The sequence below is a fragment of the Daejeonella sp. genome (assembly GCF_049655485.1).
In the GTDB taxonomy this organism is placed as follows: Bacteria; Bacteroidota; Bacteroidia; order Sphingobacteriales; family Sphingobacteriaceae; genus Daejeonella.
On the sequence record NZ_JBASJU010000448.1, the window covers coordinates 1 to 4,917 of the forward strand.

Genomic DNA, 4,917 nt, shown 5'->3' on the forward strand with positions numbered 1-4,917 from the left:
TCAGAAAACCCCTTGCAAATATTTTAGGGCTTGTTGAAATTCTGAAAGCAGATGGCCATAGTGAAGAAATTTTAGACTTACTACTTTCTTCCGCTCAGGACCTGGATAAAGTTGTTAACGAGATTTCGGAAAAGACCAATTAAATTAGACTTTTAAGAGGTTCAACACCGCTTATAACAACAAAAAAGGGTTCCTTTCGAAACCCTTTCCCCAAACCTTTGCCATGTGATGGCAAACTTACTATGAAAAATATTTTGTAAGTGGTTAGTGGCTTGGCTGAGCGCTAACCGTTCATAATTCTTTAGTAACTTATTTTTGGATCACAGTATATACCACCGGAATAACATTCGCTCCAACTAATTTACCGGCGTACGCACCATTAGCACCTATCAGGTAAGAAACGTTGAATTTGTTTGCGGAGTTAGAGCCGTTCCATGACGTAGCGTCTGCGGTTACAATGGTCGCAGCGTCACTTCCTGCGACAGGCAGAATAACATTGGATGTGAAAGTGAGTCCGCCAGTATTTCCAGCATTAGTTGCTCCAATCGCTGAAGTAAGTTTAACTGAACCTGGAGCTAATAATGCAGTACCGGTTACTGTCCCTGCAACAGCTTTAACTATATATCCTTTAGAGCTAACCACGCTGATGTGATCGGTTGCCAGGGCTGTAATACCATTGGAGTACTTTTCTTCTGTGTCGAAGTTAACATTAAGGTCGTTGGGTTGTGTAACCGTGAACGATAACACATCAGACAAGGTGATGTTTAAGTTTGCAGTTTGAGCAAATGATGTTGAACTTACTAAAGTAATGAATGCGATTAATGTGAATATTTTTTTCATATAATGTTTTAATATCAGGTTGTTGTTTGGACATACATAGACAAAGGAGAGACCAGAGATAAAAACGGTGTTTAATGGCCGTAAACCGGGATTATAAAAAAAAGCTTAAAAACGGGATGAGAATATATTCCCCAAATGGGGAAAGAGGGCAACAAGTTGAGAGTGGGATGTGGGGGAACTTATCTTCGGGGTCGGTACCTAGTTCAGTACTTCCTCCAACACCCCCACTGACTTTACCTCCCCAAACCCCTCAATATGCAGCTGGTAATAGGTGACGATTTTTTCAAGCAGCACCTTGCGTTCGGTGCCGGAAATATGCAGTTTGTCGAGGTTATCGAAATTAGAGTTGAGAATGGTAATCCATAATGCGGTATATGGTGGTTCAATGATCAGCAAATGCGGGGGCTGTACTTTTGCATAGTTGCCATCTTTGAGATCAAACCAGGCTGTGGGTCTTGCGAATGTGTTATCGGGGTAAAATCCGAGAAATCGCGTTAAGCGAAGCAAAAAGTAGAGGTGGAAATTTGCCAGTCCGGAACTCAGGCTATCCAGGATTTCGATAGCGTGGAAAAGAAATTCGAATAATACTTCGTCGGGTTCATGCTGGCGCAGGGATTTGTAAAGCACCTCATTAAGGAACATGGTGATAGAGCTCTTTACGATGTCGTAGGGTATACTTTGAAATACGGGTTGATGACGCAGTTCTGAAACCCGCTGTATATTGCCTGAGGTTTTATGGTACACGATCATATCCAGCAAATGCAGCGGCTGCAGGCTGTTCAGTTTGATCTTTGATTTGGGCCTTTTAATGCCGTTAATAAGGTAAGACTGCAAGCCGAACTTTTCCGTAAAGATTTGTACAACCACGCTGCTTTCTGAGTAGTCGGTAACCTTAAAAACTATACCACGGGTTTTATGCAGCATGGAGGATTTTTGGAAGGAGTATCAATAGAGCCACTACTACAGCGAAAAAAGCTGTGAGTAAAACTAACGCTGCAAATATATCTTTTACTATTCCGGCTTTGGGATCATATTCCGGGGAAACGAGGTCGACGAGCGTTTCGACAGCCGTGTTGGCCAATTCTGCAGCAAGAACCAGCATGATGGTTAACGAGATCCATAGCCACTCCCCGGCATCCAGTCCGAGAAACCAACCAAGACCGATAACTCCAAAGGCAGAGAATACTTCTACCCGAAAATTGATTTGGGTGCGGAAGGTGTAGAGAATACCTTTCCATGCGAATTCGAAACCTTTGAGGAATTTGGTCATGTATTGGTGTTGCTGGTTGCTAGTTGTTGGTTGCTAGTTGTTGGTTGCTAGTTGTTGGTTGTTGGTTGTTAGTTGTTGGTTGTTGGTTGTTAGTTGTTAGATTGGATGCATAGGCAGCCGGTGCGCCTTGTGGAAGTCCTGGCTCTTGGTTCTTGGTTCTTGGATCTATTTATTGCCCTCTAAAGTAAGAATTTTCCGTACTTTTGCCCCCCATAGCTTTCTCCTTATTTAAACCGTTGCCCATGTGGAATAACTTTTCCCGATTCATCTTATCCAACCGCATTTTAATTCTGGTGTTTTTCTTTGTTCTTACAGCCTTTATGGCATGGAAGGCCAGTTTTGTAAAACTTTCTTATACGGGAAGTAAGATACTTCCGTTGACGGATTCGGCTTTCATTAAGTATAACAACTTTAAAAGCAAGTTCGGTGAAGACGGTAATATGATGGTCTTGGGTGTGAGCTCACCAGAACTGCTTAAAAAAGAACAGTTCAACGAATGGCAAAAGCTTGGAAACGAACTGGGAAAGCTGGAAGGCATTAAAACGGTCTTATCGATCGGGAACCTGTTCAACCTGACTAAAGATACTACGAATCAGCGATTTGTTTTAACACCGCTCAGTCCGAACCCTGTGGGCAGTGATGCTGAAATGGATAGCCTGAAAAAGCAGATTTATAATCTTCCATTCTATGAAGGCCTGCTTTACAATAAAGAAAGCCATTCTACCTTAATGGCCATAAATTTTGATCACAAAATACTGAACTCAAGCAAGCGTGCCTCAATCATTAAGACGATACGGGACAAAGCTGATGCCTTCAGCAAAAAAAGCAATATTGAAGTCCGTTATTCCGGGCTCCCTTTTATACGCACGGCTGTAAGCCAGCTGGTGTCCAAAGAATTTGTCCTTTTCCTGGGTCTGTCAATTCTGGTTGCTGCTATCATATTATTTATATTTTTCAGGAAGTTTTATCCTGTGCTCTTTCCCATTCTGCTTGTTATTGCAGGGGTAATATGGAGCCTCGGAACACTCGTTATGTTTGGCTATGAGATCACCATACTTACCGGATTGATACCGCCTCTTATCGTAATTATTGGCATCCCAAACAGTATCCTCCTTTTGAATAAATATCACAATGAACTTAGGAAACATGGTGATAAAGCAAAGGCACTCCACGTTACTATTTTAAGGATCTCTGAAACAACCCTGATTGCAAATATCACAGCAGCCATCGGCTTCGGGGTTTTATACTTTACCGGAAGTGCCCTGCTTGTTGAGTTTGGATTGGTAGCTGCCATTAATGTTATGGCAACATGGTTCATCTGCCTTTGCCTGATCCCGATAATTTTCAGTTACCTGCCGGTTCCAGAACTTAAACCTCAGGAGGAACACGACAAGGACCTGCTGCATCGATTATTAGCAAAAACCGACGTATTAGTGCACGAAAAGAGCAGACTGATCTACATCGTAACGGGTTTGATTACCCTTATCTCCCTTATCGGAGTTTTGCAGATTAATGTTAATGGCTATGTTGTGGACGACCTGCCGCAGAACTCGCCGATTAATCGTGACCTGAAATTCTTTGAGAAGAATTTTGAGGGTATCCTTCCGCTGGAGTTAAGCATCGACACCAAAAAGAAAAACGGGATCCTGAATTTATCAACCATTAAGAAAGTCGACCGAGTAGAAGAGATGATTTCTGCTTACCCGGAATTCTCGCGCTCGGTTTCACTTAATAAAGCATTGAAGTATGCATCCCAGGCATTTTACAATGGCGATCCGCAGTTCTTCCGCATCCCTAATGATATGGAAAAGAACTTCGTACTCAGCTATCTGGGGAATTCGGGCGGTAATAGCAATATGCTGAATGGTTTCGTTGACAGCACTAAACAGGTGGCAAGGGTTAGCTTCCAAATGGCCGACGTCGGTTCTAAACGGATGAACATATTGCTGGAAGAGCTAAAACCCCGGATTGATTCAATCCTTAATCCGGAGCGTTTTGATGTACTCCTAACAGGATCAAGTATTATCTTTTCCAAAGGAACCGACTACATGCTGAGGCACCTGATGGAAAGTATCATCCTGGCAATTGTGCTGATATCCCTGCTGCGACTGGCGCAATTCAAAGATTTGCGAATCATGTTTATTTCCCTGCTGCCGAATGTCATACCTCTGATCATCACGGCCGGACTAATGGGCTTCTTTAACATCCCATTAAAACCTTCAACTATCCTTATCTTCACTATCGCATTCGGACTGGCTTCAGATCAGACTATTTATTTCCTGACCCGGTATCAACAGGAATTGCAGTCGACAAACCTCAGTACTTCACAGGTAATTTCGGACACTATACGGGAAACCGGCGTCAGCATGACTTATATCGCTTTGGTATTATTCTTTGGATTCGGGATTTTTACTGCATCCACCTTTGGGGGGACGATGATATTGGGCTTATTGCTTTCAATAACCCTGATCATTGCGTTGGTCTCGAACCTAACACTGCTGCCGGCTTTACTTGTACTACTGGATAAGAGGAAGATTAAAAGGAACGCGAAGACGAAGGGGGAAACCTGGGATATATAAGCGGGTTTAGAAACTGAAAGTTGAAAGCTGAAAACTGAAGGAGACGCACACAGCGTTTTAGAAACTGAAAGTTGAAAAGTGAAGTAGACGCACCCACGTGTCGTTTTATTCAATTTTCACTTTTCACTTTTCAGTTTTCACCTCATCATCAGCTGCCCTTTCCTCCAAAATCGCTTTCCTATCCATTTTACGAATAAGGCTGTAAAGTATGTAAAGAAAGCCTGCTCC

5 protein-coding genes are annotated in these 4,917 nt (G+C 42.7%); 2 read left to right on the forward strand and 3 right to left on the reverse strand.

Annotated features, from left to right (window positions below; translation table 11 throughout):
- Nucleotides 1-143, forward strand: a 143-nt coding sequence (locus tag WBJ10_RS17780) for a histidine kinase dimerization/phospho-acceptor domain-containing protein (protein WP_424292750.1), incomplete at its 5' end; no start/stop codon positions are given.
- A 166-nt stretch (nucleotides 144-309) separates the two neighbouring features.
- Here WBJ10_RS17780 and WBJ10_RS17785 read toward each other — a convergent pair.
- From WBJ10_RS17785 to WBJ10_RS17795, 3 genes are all read right to left on the reverse strand, one after another.
- Nucleotides 310-840: a hypothetical protein gene (locus WBJ10_RS17785; protein WP_424292742.1), complete on the reverse strand. Its 531-nt coding sequence runs from the start codon at nucleotides 838-840 to the stop codon at nucleotides 310-312.
- Between the two features lie 198 nt (nucleotides 841-1,038).
- Nucleotides 1,039-1,764, reverse strand: coding sequence for a DNA repair protein RecO (gene recO, locus WBJ10_RS17790; protein ID WP_424292744.1), 726 nt, complete (start codon nucleotides 1,762-1,764; stop codon nucleotides 1,039-1,041).
- The gene (locus tag WBJ10_RS17795; RefSeq protein WP_424292746.1) at nucleotides 1,754-2,110 is read right to left on the reverse strand and encodes a diacylglycerol kinase family protein; all 357 of its coding nucleotides are present in this window, start codon (nucleotides 2,108-2,110) and stop codon (nucleotides 1,754-1,756) included. The genes recO and WBJ10_RS17795 overlap by 11 nt, the downstream gene beginning before the upstream one ends.
- 242 nt (nucleotides 2,111-2,352) lie before the next feature.
- On the opposite strand from WBJ10_RS17795, the gene WBJ10_RS17800 reads away from it, so the two are divergent.
- Nucleotides 2,353-4,689 carry an efflux RND transporter permease subunit gene (locus WBJ10_RS17800; RefSeq protein WP_424292748.1) on the forward strand — a complete coding sequence of 779 codons (2,337 nt, stop codon included), beginning with the start codon at nucleotides 2,353-2,355 and terminating at the stop codon, nucleotides 4,687-4,689.
- The last annotated feature ends 228 nt before the right edge of the window (nucleotides 4,690-4,917 follow it).

Bases quoted from the DNA above. Each gene is read 5' to 3' on its own strand.
- WBJ10_RS17785 (WP_424292742.1), bottom strand. From the start codon at position 840: ATGAAAAAAATATTCACATTAATCGCATTCATTACTTTAGTAAGTTCA.
- recO (WP_424292744.1), bottom strand. From the start codon at position 1,764: ATGCTGCATAAAACCCGTGGTATAGTTTTTAAGGTTACCGACTACTCA.
- WBJ10_RS17795 (WP_424292746.1), bottom strand. From the start codon at position 2,110: ATGACCAAATTCCTCAAAGGTTTCGAATTCGCATGGAAAGGTATTCTC.
- WBJ10_RS17800 (WP_424292748.1), top strand. From the start codon at position 2,353: ATGTGGAATAACTTTTCCCGATTCATCTTATCCAACCGCATTTTAATT.